Raw genomic sequence first — 23,642 nt, forward strand, 5'->3', positions numbered from 1 at the left:
GTACACCTCCCGATCCTCTTCATTGCGAGGACCATAGCTCTCCGGTACTTCAGGCAAGGGCATCAGCTCTGCCGGGTCCAGTGAGTTAAGCGAGGCCATCCGGGTATCCTTGTGTGCATGCTGCATGTTTCGATTATACCTCGCACTTCCCTTCATCCGCAAAGAGGGTGATATGCGGACACGCAACGGATGAAGCCTATCAGCTAATCTGTCCTTCGCGCTTAAGTGAACCGGATGCAAAAGCCTCAAAAAAGGGGACTACTCCCCTGCGCCATGTCGGAATCCGAACAGCCCCCAAAGCCTTCAAGATCACCGCCAAACCCGGCACTAATCTCGCCTGAATCACCTACCCCTTGCGCGCCTCGCGTTCAATCAGGCGATATTCCCGCACGATTCCACGGATGGCACCGGTCAGCGGGGCGAAGTAGAGGCGCAGGCTGTGTTTGGCGGTGCGCTTCAGGTCTTGGAGGGTGATGTATCCGTTCATGTGGTCTCCATGGGGAATTTAATGCCGGCCAGCCCCAAATCATTCACCCGGCCATGTAATGGGCGGGCTTTACACACTACCAGTCTATTACACACCGATAATCGTAATACATGTGCAGCATGAAACTTTGTCGTTAACCCAATCAATTAGCTCATCGATCATCGATACGATTTCCATCCTCATTCGCTCGAATTCTCGGTCAAACTCGGCCTTTATTTCATCAAAAATAAATCCAAGTCCCTCGACGTCGCCGGGATTTTTTGCCGAAAGAAGATTTCTCCTTAACAATGAAAGCGTACTCACAATATCCTTCCATACCGAAACTGGTATTTCACTTTCGCCCCAATGCCCATATTTTGAATATGCAGGCCAGCACTTACTAATGCAGAGCCCCACAAATCCAAACGCCTCTTCATCGATATAGATGGCGGAGCTCCGGGCCAAAGAATCGATCTTCGTCCCCGGAATCAGCTCCATTATTAGCCCACGGCTTACTTGATCTTTCGTCTTTAGGCGAAAATCAATCTTCATATCACGCCTCAAAAATTTTAATGTCGAATCGACTTCTTATCTGGCTCCAAATGAGATTATCCGTCCATCCGGGGCAATATCAATGTATTTCCCGTTTTTGATGTAACGGGTCACATTCTCGGTGGCGCCATTGACATTACGCTTCTCCGCACCGCGAAGATTTTTCGAGAACTCCTCAGCTTTGCGTAAATATTGCTCCTCTGAACTTGCACCAACCTCTTTGCCGTGCTTGTCAAAATGCTGCTTTAACGAGTCCTCAGATGTTTCATGGCTACCTTCATGCCATTTCTCGTTTACACGAGTGTTATTGCGCCCTGAGTTATTTTTGTCATCAGGATCAGGCGAACCAGATGAAGCTCCACTGCTTGGGGCGCTAGTTTACAGGAACCGCCGTCTTTAGATTCAGGACAATACCCGCAAAGTCCCTTCTCGGTTTGGCTGAAAACCATGCTGTATTCTTGACACGAATTTGTGCAGTTATTTCTTCAACTGATCCACCATTAAATACTTGTTCCACCTGTTCCACTTTCCAGCTAGACGACCAAAACTTGTTAACTGGGACATTCATCCTGAATAGAGATTTTGGCTGAGATTGATCAAAAAAGAACAATTCACTTGGTTTCTCATGGTCATAGAAGAATATCTTATTATCGACCATTCCGACGAAGTCTTGGGACTCACTCAAGCCGTAGCGCACCCTTGCGACCTTCAATCCATCTGGAATGAGCACAAGCTTACCATCGTCGAAACTTAGAATGGCGGCATTGTAAATAATGCTACCATCCGCAGCCGCACTAACCCCCCAATCAAATGAAAAAGCCGAGTGATCATCATACTTTGACAGATGATAGTAGAACTGCCTGCCCAATTGTGACCAAGGCGCCTCCCTCCACCTCCAGCCACTCGGTCGTTCAGAATACAGCACTTTTCCATTGCTACGTGCGTCAAGTTGTCCAACCCATTTCCAGTTTTCCAAAGGAAGACTGACAGCTTCTAATTGAACCTTGACACTCCTATCTGAGCGGTTTTCATCGACTCCAAAAACCCACAAGTCGTTTCGCCCAGAACCCAACAGTGCGCCAATATCCGCATGTACACTCTGTACCATCATCAGGAACCCCATCACTAGGTAAGCAAATATCCTCATTGCGAGCGCTCCAAATAGATTGACCTGACCAAATCAGGGTTCGCATATGTAACTCCGGATCCGGGTGTCTTTGCCTGTGACTCAAGTTGTCGTGTCATCGAGTCTGGCCATCGATATGGATACCAATTCACCGAGGAGCTGCCGCCGGCATACAAACTCTTCGATACCGACACGGTACACTGAGTACCGAATATACCCATGGGCGTCCAGTTCTCTTTGCCGCGCTCTTCAAGTGCTTTTCTTGCAAATGCCCCCCGGTCGGGGACATTTACCAAGTAGCTATGATCAGGCAATCGCCCCTCTTCTCTGAATGAATCAAAAGCAGACAGCGTCATATTATCTGCAACAGGTAAATGATTCTTAGGGAATTGGTTCAGTAATACGATGGCTGATTCTGGCTCAATCGCATTATAGTGACCAACTCCAGCATCCTTTCCTATCAATCCAAAGAATGCGCCTCGCTTGTCCCAGCTACTAATCAACAAGGTTGTCTCGATTGGCTCGGTTTCACCACTCCAGCTTGTAAGTAATGGTATTCCACTTAGGTCAGAACGTCGGGATTGAGGTCCGTCTCCACTGCCTGGGGCAACAAATCACCCCACCATCATACAAAAACAACCCGCCCCATCCGGAGCAGGTTGTTCATTTACATCAACCACTTATACCTTCGGCGACAGCTTATTCAACCAGCCATACACCGCGACCACAACGGCAGTAAAGGCAATACCGCCAATCCAGACAGCTGCGGATGCAAAACCGTCACCCACCAGAGCCAGAGGCGCAGTTTTCCCGGAGAACACCACCAGTGCCGCCAGCATCACCCCGATCAGGCTTTCACCCACAATCATGCCGGAAGCCAGCAGCACACCAAGTTGTTTGGTGCCTTCCACATTGGCGGTGCGCTCGGCGCGGCTGTCATACATCCAGCCGATAATCGCACCGATCGCGATCATCAGCGTTGTAGATGTTGGCAAATAAATGCCCAAACCAACAGCCAAGGGCGGCAGACTCGCCTTGGTAAATCGACGCAGCAACGCATCCACCACAATAATTGTGGCGCCAATACCCGCACCAATGCCGATCAGATTCCAGTCCAAATTATTCTGAATCACACCGCGAGCCAACGCGGAAATCAGCGCGGCTTGCGGAGCGGATAATGCCCGGGCCGGATCAGCACCGGGTGCGCCGGTAAATCCATACGCATGATTCAGCAGATCGAGAATCGGCGGAATAATAGCTGCACCTGCCACCACGCCAATCACGAGCGCCAATTGCTGACGCCACGGGGTCGCTTCAACCAGTTCGCCAGTTTTCAGATCCTGCAGATTATTGTTGGCGATGGTCGCAACCGCAAACACCACAGACGTGGCAAACAGGGCAAAGGCTACCAGCGCCTGTCCGGCAGACTCGGGCAGATGCGGCTTCACGCCTGCCACCAGCAGCAACGCAGCGCCAATCACCACCAGAATTCCTACGCCGGACAGCGGGCTATTGGACGAGCCAATCAGTCCAGCCATATAGCCGCATACTGCCGAGACAAAAAAGCTCATCAAGACGATATAGGTAATGCCGCCCACCACCAGAATCGACACTTCGTTACCCAGGCCAGCCTGCACGCTGAAATCGTACAGCAACCAGCCAATCGGCAGCAGACACAGCAGGGTAATCAAGCCCACGATACCAATCGGCATATCGCGCTCAACTCGGGGCAGACTGGCGCCCTGCCCCGCCTTGCGCACCTTGTTGGCAGCCATGGCGGATTTCAGACCGCTGGCGACAGGCTCAACTAGCTTGAGCAACGTCCAGATAGCGGCGACACCAATGGCGCCTGCACCGATAAAACGGACATTATGACTCCAGGCATCATGCGTCACGGCTTCTGCAGCACCAGCCACGCCTGCAGTCAGGTAAGGCACTGCGCCGCCCCATGCAATCAGTGCGCCAACAATGGTCGCCACACCCACCCACAGACCCACCAGATGACCCACCGCCAGCAAGGCAAATGACAGACTGAAATCGAAGCCCGTTGCACCGGACTTTTCGTCACCCAGTCGAAAATAGCGTGCGATATTGGCAGCAAACAACTGAGTAGATACCAGCACCGCGTAACCGGCCGCGACGGCCGAGCCGATCATCACCGCCATCAGGCCATGCTTACCTTCACGGGCAGTGGCTTCATCCACATGCTCGCCACCACCGATCTTCAGCACTTCGGCACAGGCCACGCCTTCGGGATAGGGCAGATCGGAGTTGGTAACCAGTGCGCGGCGCAACGGGATGGAGTACATCACCCCCAGCACCCCGCCCATGGCGCACACTACGAACGATACCCAGTACGGGAAGCCCTGCCACCAGCCCACCATCACGAGGCCTGGGAGCACGAAAATAATGGAAGACAAGGTACCGGCAGCCGATGCAACCGTCTGCACGATATTGTTTTCCTGAATGGTGGCGCCCTTCATCCAGTGCAGAATGGCCATGGAAATGACGGCAGCCGGGATGGAGGTAGCAAAGGTCAGACCTGCTTTCAGCCCGAAATAGACGTTGGCCGCCGTAAAAATGAGGGTGATCAGGATACCGAGGATCAGCCCGCGAACGGTCAGTTCGCGGCTGTGGTCGGCGTCCACGGGTAAATTGGACATGGATACTCCCTTGTAGATTCTGGTTCTTTTTTGGCCAGGTTGCAGGCCTTCAACGTCCGCCATCTTACCGGTGCAGACCCATCTGCCCCATATACACCACACAGCCGTATCATTCTGACCACACCGCAATGCAGCATTGCCACATTGCCGCAATGTCGCTTGCCACGTAAAATCAGGCCTAATCTACAGCCCCTCCCCGGCGAGGGGCTTTTAATTTGTGACATCGCATTCAGGAAATCATCCATGTCCCTTCTCGCCCTGCTGAACGACCGCTTCAAAGCCGCACTCGCCACCGTCGGTGCGCCCGATGCCCAGGCCCTCGTGCAGCTGGCAGGCCGACCGGAATTCGGTGATTACCAGATGAATGGGGTGATGGGTGCAGCCAAGGCGCTGAAGCTGAATCCGCGTGAACTGGCGCAGAAAGTGATTGATGCCGTCGATCTCAAGGGCATCGCCAGCTCCATGGAGATCGCCGGTCCCGGCTTTATCAATATCCGTCTGGATGATGCATTCCTGGCCGCCCATCTGGATGCCGCCCTGAAGGACGACAAGCTGGCGGTGCCGCAACTGCCTGCCGCCAAAGTCATGGTGGAATATTCCTCTGTGAACCTCGCCAAGGAAATGCATATCGGCCATCTGCGCGGCGGCATCATTGGTGATGCGCTGGCGCGCGTGCATGGATTCCTCGGTGAGGAAGTGATCCGCCAGAACCACGTCGGCGACTGGGGTACCCAGTTCGGCATGCTGGTGGCCTATATGGTGGAATCGCGCAAGTCGGGCGAGGCCGATTTCGAGCTGTCCGATCTGGATAGCTTCTACAAGAAATCCAAGGTGCGCTTCGATGAAGATCCTGCTTTTGCCGATACCGCCCGCCAGTACGTAGTGCGCCTGCAGAGTGGCGACGAAGAAGTGCTGGCTCTGTGGCGCCAGTTCGTGGCCATTTCGCTCACCCACTGTAATGCGATCTACCAGAAACTGGGCCTGCAGCTGAATGATGGCGACGTGCGCGGCGAAAGCTTTTACAACGATGATCTGCCGGTGCTGGTAAACGAGCTGCGCGAAAAGGGCCTCTTGACCGAAGATCAGGGCGCGCAGGTCGTCTTCCTCGATGAATTCAAGAACAAGGAAGGCGAACCGGCGGCCTATATCGTGCAAAAGCAAGGCGGCGGCTACCTCTATGCTACCACCGACCTCGGCGCTGTGCGTTTCCGTACCCGCGAGCTGAAGCTGGATCGCTGCCTCTACGTGGTGGATGCCCGTCAGGGTCTGCACTTCCAGCAGCTTTTCTGTACTGCCCGCAAAGCTGGCTGGCTGCCGGAATCCGCGCAATTCGAGCACATCGCCCACGGCACCATCATGGGGCCGGATGGCAAGCCACTTAAAACTAAGTCTGGTGATGCAGTTAAACTTGGTCTTTTACTGGACGAGGCCATCGAACGCGCCTTCCAGCTGGTGAGCAGCAAGAATCCGGATCAGGATGAAGCTACGCGCCGCAGCATCGCCCGCTCGGTGGGCATCGGCGCACTGAAGTACGCCGATCTCTCCAAGAACCGCAATACCGATTACATCTTCGACTGGGATGCGATGCTCAGCTTCGAAGGCAATACCGCACCTTACCTGCAATACGCCTACACCCGCGTGCGCTCGATCTTCCGCCGCGTGGGCGAATTGCCAGTGGATCAGTCCGCGACACTGGCCGAGCCAACCGAACACGCACTGGCACTGGAACTGGCCCGCTTCGCCGATGTCGTACATGGCGTAGCCCGCGAATCCATGCCGCATCTGCTGTGCGGCTATCTGTACAACGTGGCAACGGCCTTCTCGCGTTTCTACGAAGCCTGCCCGGTCATTCACGATGGCAAGGTCAATGGTGCACGTCTGAAGCTGGCCGAACTGAGCGCACGTACCCTTTCAACTGGCCTGGGCTTGCTGGGCATTGATGTGATGGAGTCCATGTAATGAGCGAGCGTCCCGTTCCGCGCAACTTCCAGTCGATCCACTTTGCCAGCCAGCATCCCGGCAAAAAACTGATCGTACTGGGCGCCGTGCATGGCAATGAAATCGCCGGCACGATTGCGATTCGCCGCATCATTGCCGAATTCGAGGCCGGTACCCGTCAGCTGACTTGCGGCTCGGTGACCTTTGTGCCGATCACCAATCCGCAGGCTTACCAACTGAAGCAGCGCGCCGGTGATCGCAACCTCAACCGCAATCTGGCACCGACCGATACGCCGCACGATTACGAAGATCATGTCGCCAACTGGCTGTGCCCGATTCTGGCGCAGCATGACGTACTGCTCGATCTGCACACCTTCCAGTCACCCGGCCAGCCTTTTGCCATGGCCGGCCCGCATGACAACGAAGGTGTGCTCGAAGCCTTCAAGTTGAGTCATGAAGAAGAATCGCTGGTCGTGCGTCTGGGTGTGCATCGCGTCGTCGATGGCTGGCTGGCGACCTACGCAGATGGTGTGGCAGAGCGGATCAAGCGCTTTGGCGACAACCCGAGCCGCATGGAGCAGCTGAATGCCGATCCGCGCTACGGCATGGGCACCACCGAATATGTGCGCGCACACGGCGGCTTCTCACTGACACTTGAATGCGGCCAGCACGACGATCCGAATGCGCCGGAAGTGGCTTATCAGGCCATCTGCAATACGCTGGCACATCTGGGCCTGATCAATGCACCGGCACCGGAGCGCGTGCGTCCGATCGAAGCACTGAATCTGTACAAGGTGGTTGATCGCCTGCATCCGGATGACCATTTCTCGCGCACCTGGGCAAGCTTTGATCCGGTCAAGGCGGGTGACATCATTGGTACGCGCCACGACGGCACTCAGGTGATCACCGAACACGATGGCTATATCGTTTTCCCGAACACTAAATCGGGCGTGGGTCAGGAATGGTTCTATCTGGCGCAGCCAAGTAGCCGCTTTGATCAGGTTGCCTGATCGTTAGGTTTGGCGTCCTGCAAACGAAACAAGGTCGGCATTCGCCGGCCTTGTTGCTTGAGTATTTGCCTACCATGCGGTGCGTCAGGCCGCTTCCATCTGCACGGCACTGATACAGTGTTCCAGCACATCCCACACCCGCTCCTTATCCAGATAGGCAAGATTCAGGCGCAGCCATGGCGTGGTTGTACTATCCGGCGTAAACAGCACACCCGGCGCCAGCATCACGCCCGATTCCATCGCCAGCTTGGCCAGCGGTGCGGTATCAAAGATATCGGGGCGGCGCACATACACAAACATGCCGCCCTGATATGGTGCCCAGAACTGGAATCCCAGCGCTTCCAATCGCGGCACATAGCGACGGGCACATAGCTGCAGGCGATCCTGCACGCGTTCGACATGCTTGCGGTAGCTGCCATCCACCAGCATCGAATGCACCACGCGCTCGGATACTTCGGGGCTGCTCATGCCGGTTACGAGTTTCAGGTCGCACAGATCCTGTGCACGCTGCGCACTCGTAGCGATAAAACCCACGCGCAAATTGGCCGACAGGCTCTTGGAGAAGCCGCCGATATAAATCACGCGATCATGCTCGTCCAGTGCAGCCAGCCGCTCACCTGGCCCGCACTGAAAGTCGCCATACAAATCGTCTTCAACAATCAGGAAGTCATATTTTTCAGCCAAGGCCAGAATGCCCTCTGCAACTTGCTTGCTAAGGCTGGTGCCTGTGGGGTTGTGCAGGACACTTTGCGTAATAAACAGTCTCGGGCGGTGCTGAATCAGCAATGCTTCCAGTTCATCCAGATCGGGGCCTTCCTTGGTGCGAGGCACGCCAACGAGCTTGGAGCCGTGCAGCTTCTGGTTAGCGAATACATTGAAAAATCCGGGCGTATCGACAAAAACGACATCGCCATCCCGAACTAGATAACGCGAGATCAGATCAATCGCGTGCATCGCCCCTACAGTCAGAACGATATGATCGGGACGATGATTCAATCCGATTTCTGCCAATCGCAAAGACAGCAATTGACGCAGGGGCAAATATCCAGCCGGATCACCATAACGTGTCAGACGATGATTGGGGCGGCGGGTCAGCTCACGCAGGGCTCGACCGATTTCGTCTTCCGGGAGCCACTCTGGCGGGAGCCAGCCACATCCGGCACGGATCAGCTCGGACTCATCCGAGCCAGCATCCTGGCGCAATAGCCACAAGCTGCTCAGTACGCGCTTGAGCGGCTGTTCTGCGCGCGCCTCGCTGAGTGCCTTGCGCACTTCGGTTGGCTGTGCCACAAAAAATCCCGCACCGGGGCGGCTTTGCACCTGTCCACGTGCCACCAGCCGATCATAGGCTTCAACAACGGTAAATTTCGAGACGCCGTGATCTACGGCGAACTTGCGAATAGACGGCAAACGCGAACCTGCACGCAAGCTTTTGTCCGCGATCCGGGCGCTCACTTCTGCAACAATCTGCTCTACGAGCGGAGTCGAGCTACCCGCTTCGATTTTGAATGCCACCATGCCAGAATTCCCTGTTGAAGCGTACCTACGTTATTCCAAAACCAGCGCTGCCATTCTTCGTCAAAGTCTGTCTACTGACGAGATCTGTGCGACGAACTGACGGCTCACGAGATTAAGCCCGGTCAAAATGCGATAATCGGTAAACATTCTGCAAAAACTACTTCGATAGCTGCACCAGATCATGGACAATGCATCCGTCAGGATCGTACAACTCGCATGCTTCCGGATCAACGCATGTTTCACGAAAACACATCGCTTTCAACGAATTTAGCACTGCTCGGCATCCCGGCAGACTACGGTTCATTGCGCCGCCTAACGCCATTTTTGCAAGCCGAAAGTCTTGTTCCGCTGGGCTTGGACTGCTTCGGTCGCGATCAGTTCGCTACACCGGAAGCGGCCAGCGCATGGTTTGGCATGCGCGCGCAGGCGCAGCTTGACGGAATCGAACTGCAGTTGGTGAGTGCATTTCGCAGTATCGCCTACCAAACTGCCCTCATCCGCCGCAAGCTGGACGCAGGCCAGTCTATTGATGACATCCTGCGAGTATCGGCCGCGCCCGGGTACAGCGAACATCACACCGGGCGCGCACTGGATATCAGTACGCCCGGCTTCACCGCACTCGAAGCCGAATTCGAACAGTCAGATGCGTATCGCTGGTTACTGACCGAAGCCGGCCGGTTTGGATTCACGCAATCCTATCCGCGAAACAACCCGCATCAGATCGACTTTGAACCCTGGCACTGGTGCTACCACCCTCAAGCCTGAAGCAGAACATGGCCAAACAAAAGACACAGTACACCTGTAATGAGTGCGGAGCAGTCGTCCCTAAATGGCAGGGCCAATGCCCCGGCTGCGCCGCGTGGAACACACTCAATGAAACAGTTGTTGATACCCGCCCCGCCGGTAATCGATTCCAGTCGCTTGCTGCTGGCGGCGGCATACAAAAGCTCGATACGGTTGAGACGACAGAGGCGCCGCGCATGCCCACTGGTTCCGACGAGCTTGACCGCGTGCTTGGCGGCGGACTGGTCAGGGGTGCTGTTGTCCTGATCGGTGGCGATCCGGGTATTGGCAAATCCACCCTGTTGCTGCAGGCGCTGGCGCATATTGGCTCGCAGCGGAAAGTGCTCTATGTCAGCGGCGAAGAATCTGCCCAGCAGGTAGCATTGCGAGCCAGACGCCTGTCTGTCGATACGAGCGGCATAAGCATGCTGGCGGAAATCGAACTGCAATCGATTCTGGCGGCTCTCAATAGCGAAAAGCCAGAAGTCGCCGTGATCGACTCCATCCAGACTGTATACACTGCCGACATGCAATCCGCGCCCGGCTCGGTCGCACAGGTGCGTGAGTGTGCGGCGCAGTTGACCCGATTTGCCAAGTCCACCGGCACCACCCTGCTACTTGTCGGCCATGTCACCAAGGAAGGTGCGCTGGCAGGTCCACGGGTACTGGAACATATTGTCGATGCCGTGCTCTATTTCGAAGGCGATACCCATTCGAGCTTCCGCCTGATTCGCGCACAGAAAAACCGCTTTGGTGCCGTAAATGAACTCGGCGTATTCGCCATGACCGATCGCGGGCTGCGCGGTGTGACAAATCCCTCCGCACTGTTCCTTTCGCAACATGAAGAACCCGTTCCCGGTGCCTGCGTGTTAGTCACACAAGAAGGCACCCGACCGCTTTTGGTGGAAATTCAGGCACTGGTGGATGAAGCGCACGCCCCCAATGTTAAACGCCTGACCGTTGGCCTTGAGCAGAATCGTCTGGCCATGCTGCTTGCCGTCATGCACCGGCATGCTGGCGTTGCCTGTTTTGATCAGGACGTTTTCATTAATGCAGTGGGTGGCGTGCGCATCAACGAGCCCGCGGCCGACTTGGCTATTTTGCTGGCGATTCACTCATCTTTGCGCAATCGTCCGCTACCTGAAAAACTGGTTGTCTTCGGCGAAGTGGGTCTGGCGGGTGAGGTGCGTCCTGTGCAACGCGGTCAAGAACGCCTGAAAGAAGCAGCAAAACTCGGCTTTACACGGGCAATTATTCCCAAGGCCAATGCGCCTAAACAGGCGATTCCCGGCATGGAAGTCATTGCGGTCGAACGGCTGGAGGCAGCGATACAGGCTCCGCGCGACCTTGAATAATGCCACCATGCCCCCAACTGGAAAAGGTACTATCGCCCCGATTAAAACGATTCATGGGCTTTTACTTTTCGTGAATCCCAGTTTCGTTTAGGATGGCGACGATTGGGGCGCGAGTTCGCCCGGAACCCCTTACGGAGATAATTTTCATGAGCAGCGATCTGATTCATCACGTTACCGACGCATCCTTTGAGCAGGAAATCCTGCAAGCTGCGGGCCCCGTGCTGGTCGACTACTGGGCTGAATGGTGTGGTCCGTGCAAGATGATCGCCCCGATCCTCGACGAAGTCGCAGCTGAATACAACGGTAAGCTGAAGGTTTCCAAGCTGAATATCGACGAAAACCAAGCTACGCCTGCTAAATTCGGCATTCGCGGCATTCCAACCCTGATGATTTTCAAGGATGGCAGCGTCGTCGCCACCAAGGTTGGCGCTTTGTCCAAGTCGCAATTGACCGCCTTTATCGACAGCAATCTGTAATCATTTCTGTCGCATTCGTGTCGCGCAACACACCAAGATCGTTGCGCGACTCACTTGATTCCATTGACATTACGCATTCAAGCGTCTAACCTTGCTTCAGGTGCGCCGTTCAGGCAATCCTTCCAGGCCCTAAGCGGTTTGTGATCACGTGGCTTTTCGCCAAGACTTCTACCTGAATCCACTCACTCTGATTCCAGACTGCAGCCCTCTACTATTCTTTCATTCGGAAAGAACCTGCACACATGCATTTGTCCGATCTTAAACACCTGCACGTATCCCAACTCGTCGAGATGGCGATTGCCAATGAGCTCGACGGCGCCAACCGGATGCGTAAACAGGACTTGATCTTCGCACTTCTCAAAAACCAGGCCAAAAAAGGCGAAAGCATTTTTGGTGATGGCACCCTTGAAGTGCTGCCCGATGGTTTTGGCTTTCTGCGCAGCCCGGATACCAGTTATCTGGCCGGCCCGGATGACATTTATGTCTCCCCGTCGCAGATTCGCCGCTTTAACCTTCACACCGGCGATACCATTGAAGGCGAAATTCGCACACCGAAGGACGGTGAGCGCTACTTCGCCCTGGTCAAGGTTGACAAGGTTAACCATGAACCGCCAGAAAACACCAAAAACAAGATCCTGTTCGAAAATCTGACGCCCCTCTTCCCTGATGAGCGCCTGCATCTCGAACGCGATATCCGCGGTGATGAAAACATCACTGGCCGTATCATCGATCTGATTGCCCCGATCGGCAAGGGTCAGCGCGGCTTGATCGTGGCTCCGCCGAAATCCGGTAAAACCGTGATGCTGCAGAATATCGCGCATGCCATCAAAGCCAATCACCCCGACGTGATGCTCATTGTGCTGCTGATCGACGAGCGTCCGGAAGAAGTGACCGAAATGACGCGCAGCGTGAAGGGCGAAGTGGTTGCATCCACGTTCGACGAACCTGCCGCACGTCATGTACAGGTCGCAGAAATGGTGATCGAAAAGGCCAAGCGTCTGGTTGAACACAAGAAAGACGTGGTCATCCTGCTGGACTCGATCACCCGTCTGGCACGTGCATACAATACTGTCGTACCGGCTTCAGGCAAGGTGCTGACTGGTGGTGTGGATGCCAATGCCCTGCAAAAGCCCAAGCGCTTCTTCGGTGCCGCCCGTAATATTGAAGAAGGCGGCAGTCTTACCATCATCGCGACGGCACTGGTTGATACCGGCAGCCGTATGGATGATGTGATTTACGAAGAGTTCAAGGGTACCGGCAATTCGGAAATCCATCTGGATCGCCGTCTGGCTGAAAAGCGTGTCTACCCTGCCATGAGCGTCAATCGTTCGGGTACCCGCCGTGAAGAACTGCTGATTCCACAAGACCAGTTGCAGAAGATCTGGGTGTTGCGCAAGTTGCTCTACCCAATGGACGAGCTGGAAGCGATGGAATTCCTGCACGGCAAGATCAAGGCCACCAAGAGCAACGGCGACTTTTTCGACTCGATGCGCAGATAATCTGACGCATCTGGCTGACTTAAAGGCTGATTCTCTTGAGATGCCGCTCACTCACCAGTGGGCGGCATTTTCATATGGGTCAGCAGCAGTCATCTATCGCCGCTACAGCCATTGGACGTCAGCCCGAATTCGCGCCATCATGAAGCCATGAATGAAATCATTGTCGATATTCAGGGCATGACCTGCGCCAGCTGCGCAGCACGACTCGAACGCGTGCTCAACAAGGCACCGGGCATCGCACAGGCATCTGTTAACTTTGCGTCCGGCAAAGCCAGCATTCGTTGCGAGTCTGATCAGGTTGTCGACATTCCAGCGTCTGTTCGCAAAGCCGGATTCGAGGTTAGGCTACACTCGGTCACACTCACTCTCGCCAATAGCCTGTTACCTCAGGAAGCTGAACGCATTCATCAGCAGCTTATCAAGCAGACAGATGTTGCGGCAGTGCGGTTTCAGCAAGGCTTTTCGTCACTCACCATCGATTCATTGATGCCGCACCCTGCCAGTGATTGGGTGCGCGTACTTAAACGCATCGGCGTGATCGCACACGTTCACGACTCAAATGCAAGACAGGCTGCTCCGGCAGGCGCTCCCTTTATGCTGATGCTTGCTGCGGCACTCTCTCTGCCGCTGGTGGGCGCCATGGCCTTTGACGTATTCGGCATTCACTGGATGCTACCGGGCTGGGTGCAAATGCTGCTGGCCAGTCTGGTGCAGTTTGTACCCGGCAGACGCTTCTACCAAAGTGGCTGGGCGAGTCTGCGGGCGGGTGGCGCCAATATGGATGTACTCGTCGCGCTCGGCACGACGTCAGCTTGGGGATTGAGCACGTATTTGTACATTCAGGGCGAGGAAATGGGGCTGTACTTCGAATCCTCCTCCGTAGTCATTACGCTCGTCCTGCTTGGCAAATGGCTTGAGGGACGCGCGCGTCGTCAAACAACACAGGCGCTTTCCGAACTGGCCTCTCTCCAGCCGGATAAACTGACCATCCTGCGCGACGATGCGGAGCTGACGATTAGCATGCATGAAGTTGTACCGGGTGAATTGCTGGTGGTCAGGCCGGGAGAACGGATTGCTGCCGATGCCCGCATCGTAGATGGATGCAGTTCGATTGATGAGTCCATGCTCACAGGCGAAAGTATGCCCGTGCGACGAACGCCGGGTGACCGCATTGCAGCAGGCACGCTCAATGGCGAAGGCAGGCTGCTTGCCACGATTTTGCATGCGCCTGCAGAATCGATGCTGGCAGGCATTATCCGACTGGTAGAGCATGCGCAATCCAGCAAAGCACCGATTCAGCGTCTTGCGGATAAGATCAGTGCATTCTTTGTGCCGGTAGTGCTTGCTGTTGCCCTGATGACGCTGATGGCGAATGCGTGGATTCTGCATGACTGGCCGACTGCGCTGATTCGAGCCGTCTCGGTTCTGGTCATTGCCTGCCCATGCGCACTGGGCCTCGCTACGCCTGCTGCCATTATGGTGGCGACCGGTACAGCCGCCAAACACGGCATTTTGATCCGGGACGCAGCGGCACTGGAAACAGCCCATCGAATCAATGCCGTTGCTTTCGATAAAACTGGTACGCTCACACTCGGTCAGCCCAGTGTATCGAGTGTGCAAGCCATTCAGGGCGAGCGTACCGATATCGTCAGCATTGCCGCCGCATTGCAGGCCGGAAGCGAACACCCGCTTGCACATGCGGTCATCAGATATGCTGCATCGCTCGGATGCGCCATTCCCCCGGCTACTCACTTTGTAAGCCATGCAGGAATGGGGATTGCTGCCGACGTATCGAGCGAGGTTTATCTACTCGGGAATGAGTCGCTCATGCATTCCGCGGTTCTCACCGTACCAGCGCTTCCCGACGACTCGACCATTGGCACGCATGCATGGCTCGCCAATCAAACACAGCGGCGTGTCCTGGGCTTGATTACCTTCGAGGACAGTATTCGCGATACCGCAAAGGACGCAATCAGGCACCTCCAACGCTCGAATATTCAAGTCTATCTCCTATCGGGCGATCATCCTGTTGCAGTCGCTACCGTCGCGCGCGCACTGGATATCCGGCACACACAGGCAGGGGCCCGCCCAGGCGACAAAGCCGCGTTTATTCAGCAGCTGATGCAGTCAGGTCTGCATGTTGCCATGGTGGGCGATGGCGTAAACGATGCGCCTGCGCTGGCAGCTGCCGATATTGGCATCGCGATGGGGGGTGGAACCGATGTTGCCAATCATGCAGCTGGCATCTCATTGATGGGCAACGATCCGGCCCTTGTTTCAACCGCGTTGCGACTGTCGCGGCAATGCTACAACATCATTCGGCAGAACCTATTCTGGGCATTCGCCTTCAATGTAATTGGCATTCCCTTGGCCGCATTCGGCTTACTTAACCCGATGATTGCAGGTGGCGCCATGGCATTCTCTAGTGTTGCGGTCATGACAAATGCACTTCGCTTGAAGCTGGCGGGCGGTCAATCATGAGCGCGATCCCTTCCGCCAGCCTCATGGCCCGACCCGCTTCAGCAATCGACAGTGAAGATATTTGGCGCTGGCGTAACGATCCGGATACGCGCGCCATGTCGGTCACGACGGAGATGGTGCCATGGGAAAGACATCAGCACTGGTTTGCAGACTCACTCAGTCGGAACGATCGTTTCATGTTCGTGGTCGAACTGGCAGATGGTCAGAAAGTGGGTATGTGTCGCTTTGATCTCAGCCCAGATCAATTATCCGCCGAAGTATCGATCAATATTAATCCGGCGTGCCGAGGTCAGGGATTTGCGATTCCCCTTTTGGCTGAATGCATACGTCAATTTAGCCTGTTACGGCCATCACGCCTGACAGCCATCATCAAGCAATCGAATCCTGCGAGTGAGCGCTGTTTTGTTGCCAATGGCTTCAAACTGCTTCGTGTATCTGGCGAGTTTGGATTTTACGAACGGACGCGAATTGAATGCTGACGTCCAGCGAGTTGCAAGGTAGACGCATAGCTTTGACAGCGTTGCGGCTAATCAAGCTGTCAGTTGCGATGATACGACATGAGAATGCTCGGACAACCAGGGCGCGTAGCCCTGAAAGCCGCATAAAGACTGGAAACTTGGTGCCGGAGATAGGAGTCGAACCTACGACCTTCGCATTACGAATGCGCTGCTCTACCAACTGAGCTACACCGGCATCAAGGAGGCGAATTATACGAAGCAGGCGCCGGCCTTGCAACTGTATGCAATATGGAAACCACGCATTGGATACTGGTCGGTTTATGCACTTTGCCGCACAATAAGCGGATGACTGCCGCTGCATTCCAATCCCTCTCGTCCCCCTCGACACTGCTTGATGCATTTGGTCGCCGCATTGACTATCTGCGCGTGTCGGTGACCGATCGCTGCGATCTGCGCTGCAGTTATTGCCTTCCAAAAGGATTCAATGACTTTGTCGAACCATTAGAATGGCTTACCTTCGACGAAATCACGCGCGTCGTCGCCGCCTTTGTTCGACTCGGGACACGCCGGGTGCGATTGACGGGTGGAGAACCGTTGCTGCGACGGAATCTGCATCAGCTTGCCAGTCAGCTGTCGGCACTTGAGGGGCTGAGTGATCTTTCCCTCACCACCAATGGCACCCAGCTCGATCGTCATGCGGTACAACTCTACGCATCAGGCATCAAACGGCTGAATGTCAGCCTGGATTCGCTTGATCCTGACTGCGTAAAGCGGATTACCGGCCGAGATTGCCTTGAAGATGTCCTGCAAGGGCTTCAGGCCGCCCAGGAGGCGGGGTTCCATCCGATCAAACTGAATATGGTGGTAATGCCGGGTATCAATGAAGCAGATATTGAACGCATGGCTGCATTTGCAATTGAACGCGGGTTTCATCTACGCCTGATTGAGACCATGCCAATGGGTGATACAGGCCGCCAGACCTCAACCGTGGCACTCGACGCAATCCGCCGACATCTGGCCGAGCAATTCAAGCTTACCCCATCCGCGAATGAGCTCGGTGGCGGCCCCGCACGCTACTGGCAGAGTGAGGATGGTCTGGCCTCCATTGGATTTATCACGCCGATTTCACAGCACTTCTGCGCGACCTGCAATCGAGTACGGTTGTCTGCTGATGGCACGCTGTACTTATGCCTCGGCCAGGAGGACAAGCTGGAATTACGCCCCCTGCTTCGAGCGGGCGCATCTGATACTGATCTTGAAAACGCCATTCGCGGCGCCATTCTACTGAAGCCCGAGCGCCACGAATTTACCGAACAACCCGCCAAATTGGTGCGATTCATGTCCATGACCGGAGGCTAACGCCTCCCGCACCCAACGGAGTACGCTGTGTTAGACCTGTACGATGCAATAAACCAACTTCTGGCTGCAGCCCAACCCGTTCAGGATACTGAACAGGTTGATCTGAAATCTGCAGCAGGTCGCATATGCGCCGTCGATATTCACTCACCTGTAAATGTTCCGGCCTTTGATCAAAGCGCGATGGATGGCTATGCGCTTTCAACTCTCGCACCCGGCGACACACTCCTGCCGCTGCATGGACGCATTGCAGCGGGGCAATCGGGCAGCCAGCTCCCACCCGATTCGGCGGCTCGCATTTTTACGGGTGCGCCCGTGCCTGAAGGGACGCTTGCTGTTGTGATGCAGGAGGATACGGAGTCACATTCGGATGGCGTTCGCGTACTTAAGTCACCTCGCCCGGGGCAGCATATACGCCGCAAAGGGGAAGATATTGCGTCAGGCTCCACTATTCTTTCCCGAGGAACACGTCTCACCGCCGCACATATAGGCTTGCTCGCCTCGGTCGGTATCCCGCAGATCAGCGTGTTCCGCAAATTGAAGGTGGCCTTGCTTTCAACGGGTGACGAACTGGTCGAACCGGGCGAAGCCACCCACGAAGCCAGCGTATTCAACACCAATCGTTATAGCTTGCATGCATTACTGACCCAGATGGGTGTAGAAGTCAGTGATCTGGACAACATCCCCGACAATGCTGATGCCACCCGCGCCGCGCTGTCTGCCGCAGCATCTGCCTACGACCTGATTATCAGCAGTGGCGGTGTATCGGTGGGAGAGGAAGATCACGTCAAGGCTGCAATTGACGCGCTAGGTGAACTGCATCTCTGGAAAATCGCCATGAAACCCGGCAAACCGCTCGCCTTCGGGCGGGTCGCAGCTACACCCTTTATTGGTCTGCCCGGCAATCCCGTTTCCGCATTTGTAACCTGTCTACTGTGCGCAGCTCCCTATATTCGTCTCTATCAGGGTCAAAGCCATGCACAACCTCAGCCCTTAAAGGTAATCGCAGACTTTGACTGGTTAAAAGCAGACAAGCGTCGTGAATTTCTGCGGGCGCAACTCGCACTGGATGACTCCGGGCACGTCCAAGCACGCATTCATGGCAATCAAGGCTCTGCAGCCATGGTTGCCCTTGCATGGGGTGATGGTCTGATCGAGGTTCCCCCTTCTACGCCGATTCGTCGGGGCGAAAATGTGACATTCTGGTCCACTCAATCGCTCCTGAATGGGGGGACGCGTATATGACGCCGTCCATCATCACCGTCCAGCTGCGCTATTTCGCTCGGCTTCGGGAAACCTTTGCAAGGTCACAGGAAGCCGTATCGCTGCAGGAACCAACACTTGCCGCATTGTTTGATCTATTGCACGCGCGTGGCGGGGTGTGGGCAGACGAGCTGTCCGGACATCGCATTGTCCGAATTGCCATCAATCAGGAAATGCACACGAGTGGCGACTGCACATTGAAGGAGGGTGACGAAATTGCCCTCTTCCCGCCGGTCACGGGAGGATGAAATGCGCTGCAAGATTCATGTCCGCGTGCAAGCAGAAGACTTCAGTGTAGACTCGGCATTGGATGAACTATCTCATCAAGCATCCGGCGCGCAGGCAACGTTTATCGGCCGGGTGCGTGATAGCGAGGGTGATCTGATATCCCTTGAACTGGAGCATTATCCGGGCATGACGGAGAAAGCGCTTGAGCGGATGGCCTGGCAGGCCGCAACGAGCTGGCCGCTTCAAGGCATCACCATCATTCATCGCATAGGCAAGCTCATGCCGGGTCAGCGGATTGTTCTGGTGGCTACTGCAAGCGCACATCGTCACGATGCTTTAGCTGCGTGCAGCTTTCTGATGGACTATCTTAAGAAGGATGCTCCATTCTGGAAGAAGGAAACGACGCAGGCTGGCTCACATTGGGTAGAGGCGCGCCAAAGTGATCAGGACGCACTGCAACGATGGGAACACGCGCTGAAAACACACTGGCAGATTCATGACCACGATTGATGCTTTGATCCTATGCGGCGGGCTCGGAAGCCGTATGGGCGGGATCGACAAAGGCTGGCTAGAGGTAGAAGGCATACCGCTGGTAGAGCGCTGTATCGCGAGCTTGAAGCGGCAATCGCTGCAGCCTGCGCGCATCCTGATTTCTGCCAATCGCACCTTACCGCGTTACGAATCACTTGGCCTGCCCATCCTGACCGACTTGCGTGCCGGCAACCCCGGTCCACTGGCGGGAATCGAAGCCGGTTTGCATGCCGCATCCTCGGACTGGCTGTTTGCGCTACCCTGTGACTGTCCGGATATTCCGGACGACATGATCGAACAACTTGCCAAAGTCGACACAACAGCCAGGGTCAGGCATGCAGCCTACCATCCCCTTCCCTGCTTGCTTCATCAATCTACCTTGAATACGCTGACTGCTGCCCTCGATTGCGGGCGCTATCGCGTACGGGCATGGCAACACGAGTGCGAAGCCGCTACTGTGCCAATGACCGTTGACTGGTGCAACCTCAATGCACCCGAGGATATCGCGCGAACACTAGACTACGCGGTGGCTCAAGCCGCTAACGCGTCATCTCTGAGCGACAATACATAAACGTGCTTGCTTACCCGTGTCAGCGCATCAGCCTGCTGACGCGCAACGCCCATCCCGGCCTGTTCCAGCCCGCTACGGGTAACGGCATCGGCTGCATGGATATGCGCCTCTACTGTGGTCAGTGGCAATGACTGTGCGATTGCCCTTGAGGCCTTGGCAATCGTAGTGACGATATCGGTAACAGACTCATCATGCGCCAAACGAATCGTCAATCGCGCCGCCTGACCGCTTGCATCCAGTGTTAATCCACCAAATCCGATCACCTTGCCCGGCTCCAGAAGTGATTCGACGACCCATACACCAAAGCCATGCACGGCCCATTGTACCTGCCAGCGCGCCATCAGAAGTTCTGCCGCAGAAAATTCACGCAAGGCACCTGCTGCATTAAATCGCTGATTACGCTCGTCAGCGAGCAGATCAAACAGTGCCCTAGTATCGCGCGCTTCCGGCTTGCGCAGACTCACGCCACTTGCTGCAAACTGCATGGAGGAAACGCTATGTCGGGTGGGCAACTGGATGATCATGACGGCAATCCGCGTTGTTTGGGAGTAAGCGGATTGTGCTATGCTCCAAGCTATAATGAAAGCAGCTATATTTGTATAGTTATTATAAGGATCCATAATGTCTATCTCACTAGCCGACCTAGCGTTGCTGCGTGAAGTTGCCAATCGTGGCAGTTTCAGTCAGGCTGCAGCCGCATTGCGTCTGTCACAACCTCAGGTTAGTCAGCGCATTGGCGTACTAGAGGATGAACTCGGCATTCAGCTCTTTTTTCGGCACCGGCGCGGAGCCGTCGCAACGCCTGCCTGCCAGCAATATCTGCAAGCAGTCAATATCGCATTGAATGCGCTGGAGCATGCCAGGCAATCGCTCACCGGCGCGCCCCCCATCCCCGAGGCACGGGTGGGCTGCCCTCCCTCGCTGGCAACGCTGGTCTTTAGCCCGCTGGTAGCCGAACTGGCCAATGCACCGGTCGAACTCTTCTGCCACACTGATCACTCCGCCGAGTTGATGGAACGTGTACTCAGTGGTCGTTTAAAGCTGGCCTTTGTACTGAACCGGCCATCCATTACCGGATTGCAGCTCAACGTAGTTGCGCGCTCGCCGGTACGGGCAGTGGTCAGGCACGATCATCCCTTACTGGCACATCAGGGGTGCCGTATTGCGGACATTGCTAACGAAACCTTATCGCCTCAGTGGTGGGGACCCGAAGCAGAACAACTCATTTCACTCATTCGCCAGCATCGCACTGTTGCGCACCCCATTCATGCCAATCAGCCTGCTACAACCGCAAAAGAACTGGCGCTTAAGCATGGGTTTATTGTCTTCATGCCTGTAATCGCGGCGCTTGATGAACTTGAGTCCGGCACGTTATGTGTATTGCCAATTGTTGATCTACCAGACTGGCCGTGGGAAGTCATGGTGGCTTCACGTAGTGGCAAGCGTCAGGATGCCGCTCGCGATCTGCTACTGGAAACGGTCAGCCGAATCGGCCAGCAGTGGTCGGATCGCATTCAGGCATTAGGGGCGGCAAGATTGCTGGCTTGATTCGTCAAGCATCTTCCTTACGAATCAGCAACATCACCACATAGCAAGCGCTTGGTATTTTGACTGAACAAGGCTTCATCGTGCATCATTGTGCGAAATGCTCGAACCAGACCATGCAGATTGCATGCGACTATCAGACAAGGAACTCCCCGTGGAACGCGAATTCATGGAATACGATGTGGTGATTGTAGGCGCCGGCCCTTCCGGTTTGTCTGCCGCCATCCGTCTCAAGCAACTGGCCGCCGAACAGGGTGGCGACATCAGTGTGTGTATTCTGGAAAAAGGTTCCGAAGTCGGCGCCCACATCCTCTCTGGAGCGGTGATTGATCCGACTGCGCTGAATGAGCTGATTCCTGACTGGAAGGAAAAAGGTGCGCCGCTCAATACCCCGGTCACAGACGACCGCTTCCTGATTCTGGAAGAGGACGAGTCCTACCGCATTCCGAATTTCATGATTCCGCCGCTGATGAACAATCACGGCAACTATATCGTTAGTCTCGGCAATGTGTGCCGCTGGCTGGCGCAGCAGGCAGAAGAACTGGGCGTAGAAATCTACCCGGGATTTGCTGCAGCCGAAGTGCTGTATCACGCTGATGGTTCGGTGAAGGGTGTCGCCACCGGCGACATGGGTGTAGCCAAGGACGGTAGCCAGAAACCGGAATACGCACGCGGCATGGAGCTGCACGCCAAGTACACGCTGATCGCCGAAGGCGTGCGCGGCTCACTCGCGAAAGAACTGCAGGAGGTCTTCAAGCTGCGTGATGGCGTGGATCCGCAGAAGTTCGGCATCGGGATCAAGGAACTCTGGCAGATCGATCCAGCCAAGCATCAGCCGGGTCTGGTCATGCATAGCCAGGGCTGGCCGCTGGATAGCAAAACCGGTGGCGGTTCTTTCCTCTACCATCTGGAAGACAATCAGGTGGCAGTCGGCTTCGTGATTCACCTGAACTACGAAAACCCGCACCTGAGCCCATTTGACGAATTCCAGCGCTTCAAAACGCATCCAGATATCGCACCGATCTTTGAAGGCGGCAAGCGCATTGCTTACGGCGCGCGTGCGATTAACGAAGGCGGACTGCAATCCATTCCGAAGCTGACTTTCCCGGGTGGTGCGCTGATTGGTTGCTCTGCCGGCTTCCTGAACGTGCCGCGCATCAAGGGTAGCCACAATGCCATGAAGAGCGGCATGCTGGCCGCTGAAGCCGCATTCGAAGCTGTTGCCGGCAAGGGTAGTAATGGTCATGACGAGCTGACAGCCTACCCGAAGGCTGTGCGCGCCTCGTGGATCTGGGACGACCTCTACAAGGTTCGCAATATCAAGCCTGCACTGAGCAAGTTCGGCATGATCGGCGGCACGATTTACGGCGGCTTTGACATGTGGATGCATTCCATCGGCCTCGCCCTGCCGTGGACCTTCCGCCATGGCAAGGCCGACCACGAGTACCTGAAACCCGCTTCCGAATGTACGCCGATCCACTATCCGAAGCCGGATGGCAAGATCAGTTTCGACAAGCTGTCCTCGGTATTCATCTCCAATACCAACCACGAAGAAGACCAGCCCTCGCACCTGCGCCTGAAGGATCTGAGCAAGCCGGTGGCGATTAACTGGACCGTCTTCAACGGACCGGAAGCACGTTTCTGCCCGGCTGGTGTGTATGAGTATGTTGGTCAGGACGAAGGCAATACCCGCCTGCAGATCAATGCGCAGAACTGTGTGCACTGCAAGACCTGTGACATCAAGGATCCAACACAGAATATCAACTGGACCGTCCCCGAAGGCGGCGGCGGCCCGAACTACCCCAATATGTAATCCGGCGGAC

Annotated in this window: 22 protein-coding genes and 1 tRNA gene; 15 read left to right on the forward strand and 8 right to left on the reverse strand. The window is 55.4% G+C overall.

What is annotated here, in order from left to right; genetic code table 11:
• Positions 1–346: 346 nt before the first annotated feature.
• The 5 genes from KSF73_10955 to KSF73_10975 all read right to left on the reverse strand — a co-directional run bounded on the left by KSF73_10955 (position 347) and on the right by KSF73_10975 (position 4,807).
• Complete coding sequence (locus tag KSF73_10955) at positions 347–487, reverse strand: hypothetical protein (GenBank protein ID MBV1776230.1); 141 nt, start codon at positions 485–487, stop codon at positions 347–349.
• An 87-nt stretch (positions 488–574) separates the two neighbouring features.
• Positions 575–1,018 (reverse strand): hypothetical protein, encoded by a 444-nt coding sequence (locus tag KSF73_10960; protein ID MBV1776231.1) that lies wholly within the window; start codon positions 1,016–1,018, stop codon positions 575–577.
• Positions 1,019–1,391: 373 nt separating this feature from the next.
• Positions 1,392–2,165: a hypothetical protein gene (locus KSF73_10965; protein MBV1776232.1), complete on the reverse strand. Its 774-nt coding sequence runs from the start codon at positions 2,163–2,165 to the stop codon at positions 1,392–1,394.
• On the reverse strand, positions 2,162–2,650 hold the full coding sequence (locus KSF73_10970; GenBank protein ID MBV1776233.1) for a hypothetical protein: 489 nt from the start codon (positions 2,648–2,650) through the stop codon (positions 2,162–2,164). The genes KSF73_10965 and KSF73_10970 overlap by 4 nt, the downstream gene beginning before the upstream one ends.
• Positions 2,651–2,824: 174 nt before the next feature.
• The gene (locus KSF73_10975) at positions 2,825–4,807 is read right to left on the reverse strand and encodes an oligopeptide transporter, OPT family (GenBank protein ID MBV1776234.1); all 1,983 of its coding nucleotides are present in this window, start codon (positions 4,805–4,807) and stop codon (positions 2,825–2,827) included.
• A gap of 243 nt (positions 4,808–5,050) precedes the next feature.
• Between KSF73_10975 and argS the strand changes: the two genes are divergently transcribed.
• Positions 5,051–6,766, forward strand: coding sequence for an arginine--tRNA ligase (argS, locus tag KSF73_10980; protein MBV1776235.1), 1,716 nt, complete (start codon positions 5,051–5,053; stop codon positions 6,764–6,766).
• Positions 6,766–7,755 carry a succinylglutamate desuccinylase/aspartoacylase family protein gene (locus tag KSF73_10985; GenBank protein ID MBV1776236.1) on the forward strand — a complete coding sequence of 330 codons (990 nt, stop codon included), beginning with the start codon at positions 6,766–6,768 and terminating at the stop codon, positions 7,753–7,755. Before argS ends, KSF73_10985 begins: the two co-directional genes overlap by 1 nt.
• Before the next feature lie 84 nt (positions 7,756–7,839).
• Here KSF73_10985 and KSF73_10990 read toward each other — a convergent pair whose 3' ends face one another.
• Entirely contained in the window at positions 7,840–9,273 is a 1,434-nt protein-coding gene (locus tag KSF73_10990) for a PLP-dependent aminotransferase family protein (GenBank protein MBV1776237.1), read from the reverse strand.
• A gap of 216 nt (positions 9,274–9,489) precedes the next feature.
• Between KSF73_10990 and KSF73_10995 the strand changes: the two genes are divergently transcribed.
• From KSF73_10995 to KSF73_11020, 6 genes are all read left to right on the forward strand, one after another.
• Positions 9,490–10,038 (forward strand): D-alanyl-D-alanine carboxypeptidase family protein, encoded by a 549-nt coding sequence (locus tag KSF73_10995; GenBank protein ID MBV1776238.1) that lies wholly within the window; start codon positions 9,490–9,492, stop codon positions 10,036–10,038.
• Between the two features lie 8 nt (positions 10,039–10,046).
• The gene (gene radA, locus KSF73_11000) at positions 10,047–11,411 is read left to right on the forward strand and encodes a DNA repair protein RadA (GenBank protein ID MBV1776239.1); all 1,365 of its coding nucleotides are present in this window, start codon (positions 10,047–10,049) and stop codon (positions 11,409–11,411) included.
• A gap of 146 nt (positions 11,412–11,557) precedes the next feature.
• On the forward strand, positions 11,558–11,887 hold the full coding sequence (gene trxA / locus KSF73_11005) for a thioredoxin TrxA (protein ID MBV1776240.1): 330 nt from the start codon (positions 11,558–11,560) through the stop codon (positions 11,885–11,887).
• A 242-nt stretch (positions 11,888–12,129) separates the two neighbouring features.
• Positions 12,130–13,386, forward strand: a complete 1,257-nt coding sequence (gene rho / locus KSF73_11010; protein MBV1776241.1) for a transcription termination factor Rho — start codon at positions 12,130–12,132, stop codon at positions 13,384–13,386.
• 147 nt (positions 13,387–13,533) lie between these two features.
• On the forward strand, positions 13,534–15,867 hold the full coding sequence (locus KSF73_11015) for a heavy metal translocating P-type ATPase (protein MBV1776242.1): 2,334 nt from the start codon (positions 13,534–13,536) through the stop codon (positions 15,865–15,867).
• Complete coding sequence (locus tag KSF73_11020) at positions 15,864–16,346, forward strand: GNAT family N-acetyltransferase (GenBank protein ID MBV1776243.1); 483 nt, start codon at positions 15,864–15,866, stop codon at positions 16,344–16,346. Before KSF73_11015 ends, KSF73_11020 begins: the two co-directional genes overlap by 4 nt.
• Before the next feature lie 138 nt (positions 16,347–16,484).
• Here the strand turns inward: KSF73_11020 and KSF73_11025 are convergent.
• A tRNA-Thr gene (locus KSF73_11025) sits at positions 16,485–16,560 on the reverse strand.
• Positions 16,561–16,670: 110 nt separating this feature from the next.
• Between KSF73_11025 and moaA the strand changes: the two genes are divergently transcribed.
• The 5 genes from moaA to KSF73_11050 are packed head-to-tail and all read left to right on the forward strand — an operon-like array spanning position 16,671 to position 20,274.
• The gene (moaA, locus tag KSF73_11030; GenBank protein ID MBV1776244.1) at positions 16,671–17,684 is read left to right on the forward strand and encodes a GTP 3',8-cyclase MoaA; all 1,014 of its coding nucleotides are present in this window, start codon (positions 16,671–16,673) and stop codon (positions 17,682–17,684) included.
• Positions 17,685–17,711: 27 nt separating this feature from the next.
• A complete protein-coding gene (locus KSF73_11035) occupies positions 17,712–18,926 on the forward strand; it encodes a molybdopterin molybdotransferase MoeA (protein ID MBV1776245.1) in 1,215 nt (404 codons plus the stop codon).
• Complete coding sequence (locus KSF73_11040) at positions 18,923–19,192, forward strand: MoaD/ThiS family protein (GenBank protein MBV1776246.1); 270 nt, start codon at positions 18,923–18,925, stop codon at positions 19,190–19,192. Before KSF73_11035 ends, KSF73_11040 begins: the two co-directional genes overlap by 4 nt.
• Before the next feature lies 1 nt (position 19,193).
• Positions 19,194–19,682 (forward strand): molybdenum cofactor biosynthesis protein MoaE, encoded by a 489-nt coding sequence (locus KSF73_11045; GenBank protein MBV1776247.1) that lies wholly within the window; start codon positions 19,194–19,196, stop codon positions 19,680–19,682.
• Positions 19,669–20,274, forward strand: a complete 606-nt coding sequence (locus KSF73_11050) for a molybdenum cofactor guanylyltransferase (GenBank protein ID MBV1776248.1) — start codon at positions 19,669–19,671, stop codon at positions 20,272–20,274. Before KSF73_11045 ends, KSF73_11050 begins: the two co-directional genes overlap by 14 nt.
• Here KSF73_11050 and KSF73_11055 read toward each other — a convergent pair.
• Positions 20,235–20,798, reverse strand: a complete 564-nt coding sequence (locus KSF73_11055) for a GNAT family N-acetyltransferase (GenBank protein MBV1776249.1) — start codon at positions 20,796–20,798, stop codon at positions 20,235–20,237. The two genes, KSF73_11050 and KSF73_11055, sit on opposite strands and share 40 nt — an antisense overlap.
• A gap of 97 nt (positions 20,799–20,895) precedes the next feature.
• Here KSF73_11055 and KSF73_11060 point away from each other — a divergent pair, with 97 nt between their 5' ends.
• The gene (locus tag KSF73_11060; GenBank protein ID MBV1776250.1) at positions 20,896–21,822 is read left to right on the forward strand and encodes a LysR family transcriptional regulator; all 927 of its coding nucleotides are present in this window, start codon (positions 20,896–20,898) and stop codon (positions 21,820–21,822) included.
• A 166-nt stretch (positions 21,823–21,988) separates the two neighbouring features.
• Positions 21,989–23,632, forward strand: coding sequence for an electron transfer flavoprotein-ubiquinone oxidoreductase (locus KSF73_11065; GenBank protein ID MBV1776251.1), 1,644 nt, complete (start codon positions 21,989–21,991; stop codon positions 23,630–23,632).
• Positions 23,633–23,642: the final 10 nt, after the last annotated feature.

It is taken from the genome of Burkholderiaceae bacterium DAT-1, assembly GCA_019084025.1.
GTDB lineage: Bacteria > Pseudomonadota > Gammaproteobacteria > Burkholderiales > Chitinimonadaceae > DAT-1.